Here is a 2,324-nt window from a genome sequence, read left to right as displayed (position 1 = left end):
ACCATTTTACTCACCTTTTATGTATTTCTAACAGCTTTCAGATTTATTGACCATTTTAAAGAAGAGTAAATGTAAAATGTTACCCTCTTTAACACATTGCATTATTCATATATTCTATTACCGACATTAACAGAATAGGAGAATCGCGATGACAATGAAGGCAAGAGTCACTACTGATGCTACAGGAAACATCACAGTACTTATGGAAGGTGGTATGGATTACGAGAATATCGTACCTCTAAAGCAAGAACTAGCAAGCTTAACTTCAAAGTACCCATCATCACAAATTATCTTGGATATGACTTCTTTGAATTTTGTTGGTTCTTCAGGAATTGGTGTTTTCGTGGATACGATCAGGGCCCTCAATAATAGAAAAGATCAAATTAGACTTTCAAATGTAAGTTCAGAGTTCTTCAAGGTCTTCAAGCTTTACAACTTTGACGCTATGGAAGTTCTCATCAATGAATTTGATTCAGACGTAACGGAACTAAGCAATTACTACGGATCGAAAGGAAGAACCTTCCAAAACTAGAATTGATAATTCAATAGTTGAACATAATAAGTTTGTCCTGGCTTCTTTAATTCTTTATCTGAAAGATTTAAATTGGCCGGGCCTTCTTCGTGATAACCTTGATTATATGAAGGATCGTACGATCCAGACTGATCTTCTTCATAAGGACTTCCATCTGTATCAGGATAGTATGTATCCGAATCTTTCTGCGGTCCCTTATACTTTCTTTTTTGAATCTCGTGTGACCCAACAACATATCCACCAAATAAAAGACCTGAGTAAAGCCCCAAAGAAGCACCAATTGCTACAGATCGTCCCTTTGCACCAAAGGCCAATGAAGCCGTTCCTAGTAATGCTCCGCCAATTGTTCCATAAAGCGCCATTGTTCCAAGAGCTTTAGCACGCGGGTTCATTTCAGCACGAGCATTTGAGTTAATGGCCATTATTAATACAAAGATAGTGATAAATAGTTTTTTAATCATATAAAAAGGATAAGGGCCTCGAAATGGAAACGCAACTAAAATTCATCAAAAATCACGGATATACGACACGACAATCCTAAATACGCACTCAAAACTTGCGCGCTATGGTATAAACGTCGCCTCTGACTCTTTGAAATATAAGCAAAAGACTTTAACTCAAAAATTTCGATAACTTTCTCTTTAAAATTTCTCTCATTTTTAATGACGGCCAAATCAACTTGACCAGCTCCGAGCTCACGCAAAACTTTTGAATAAATTAATAGAGGTGTTCCCTCACGATGAATTCTTTTTGATTCAGTAAGTTCGTATTTTAAACCTTTATAACTTCGAGACTTCGACAAATTCCTTCACTCCTTTAAAACTCTTTCTATGTATTGGAGTGATACCATGATTAGCGATTGCCTCGCGATGCTTTTGAGTTGGATAACCCGCATTTTTTTCAAAATCGTAATAAGGATATTCTTTAGACATTAAACTCATGAATTCATCTCTATAAACCTTGGCCAAAATAGAGGCCAGACCAATCACTGTCGATTTTGAATCCCCCTTGACGAGCGTATGAACGCGAACATCAGAATGCGGAATTTCAAAAGACTTATTCCCATCAATAAGTAAGGATCCTTTTTTCTTGGCACCTTTTGGAGAATAAAGCCCAAGAAATGACTCTTTCATTGCACTTAACGAGGCCTGTAAAATATTGATCTTATCAATTTCTTGTGGCGATTTTTCGTCAATCCTAAGATGAACTTCACAGCCCTCGATTTGAAGGTGCCAATTTTTTTGAAAGTCGTCCTTCTTCTCAATTTCCATCTCTAGATTAATGGCCAATTTTTCTAAAAGAATTTTTCTCTTCTTGTCCGTTAGCTTCTTAGAATCAGTAATGCCCAACTCAGCAAGAAAATTCAAGGCCTTCTCAACCTTAGCAGGACTACCTTTAATAAGAGCACAAGCACCAACAACCGGACCAGCAAGAGGGCCGCGTCCGACTTCATCAACACCTGCAATAAATCCATCTGTCTTCTTATAAAAATCTAAATCAACCAAGCCACATTCCTTCAATAGATGAAAATTAAATCTCTAAATAACAAAGGCCCACATTGTGGGCCCTCATTATTTGAAAAATGAAATTCTCTGAATTACTTTCTGTCGTAATCGATCGCGATTCTAGCAGATTTACCAGATCTATCTCTAAGGTAGTAAAGTTTAGATCTTCTAGACTTACCTCTTTGAACGATTTCTACTTTTTCAATTTTTGGTGAATGGAAAGGGAAAACTCTTTCTACACCAATTCCAGAAGAGATCTTTCTAACTCTGTAGTGACCAGAAACACT

Annotated in this window: 5 protein-coding genes; 1 reads left to right on the top strand and 4 read right to left on the bottom strand. The window is 36.9% G+C overall.

What is annotated here, in order from left to right:
• Positions 1–148 precede the first annotated feature (148 nt).
• A complete protein-coding gene (locus M901_RS07005; protein ID WP_021277490.1) occupies positions 149–532 on the top strand; it encodes an STAS domain-containing protein in 384 nt (127 codons plus the stop codon).
• Here the strand turns inward: M901_RS07005 and M901_RS07000 are convergent.
• The 4 genes from M901_RS07000 to M901_RS06985 all read right to left on the bottom strand — a co-directional run.
• Positions 529–993 carry a hypothetical protein gene (locus tag M901_RS07000; RefSeq protein WP_198295359.1) on the bottom strand — a complete coding sequence of 155 codons (465 nt, stop codon included), beginning with the start codon at positions 991–993 and terminating at the stop codon, positions 529–531. The genes M901_RS07005 and M901_RS07000 overlap by 4 nt on opposite strands.
• 35 nt (positions 994–1,028) lie before the next feature.
• Entirely contained in the window at positions 1,029–1,334 is a 306-nt protein-coding gene (locus M901_RS06995) for a hypothetical protein (protein ID WP_021277486.1), read from the bottom strand.
• The gene (locus M901_RS06990) at positions 1,312–2,037 is read right to left on the bottom strand and encodes a ribonuclease HII (RefSeq protein WP_021277489.1); all 726 of its coding nucleotides are present in this window, start codon (positions 2,035–2,037) and stop codon (positions 1,312–1,314) included. Before M901_RS06990 ends, M901_RS06995 begins: the two co-directional genes overlap by 23 nt.
• A gap of 92 nt (positions 2,038–2,129) precedes the next feature.
• On the bottom strand, positions 2,130–2,324 hold a 195-nt coding region (locus M901_RS06985; protein WP_021277488.1), incomplete at its 5' end, for a 50S ribosomal protein L19.

Source organism: Bacteriovorax sp. DB6_IX (genome assembly GCF_000447775.1).
In the GTDB taxonomy this organism is placed as follows: Bacteria; Bdellovibrionota; Bacteriovoracia; order Bacteriovoracales; family Bacteriovoracaceae; genus Halobacteriovorax_A.
This window is presented reverse-complemented; position numbering and strand designations above follow the sequence as displayed.

Coding starts and splice junctions, on each gene's coding strand:
- M901_RS07005 (WP_021277490.1), top strand. CDS start 149: ATGACAATGAAGGCAAGAGTCACTACTGATGCTACAGGAAACATCACA.
- M901_RS07000 (WP_198295359.1), bottom strand. CDS start 993: ATGATTAAAAAACTATTTATCACTATCTTTGTATTAATAATGGCCATT.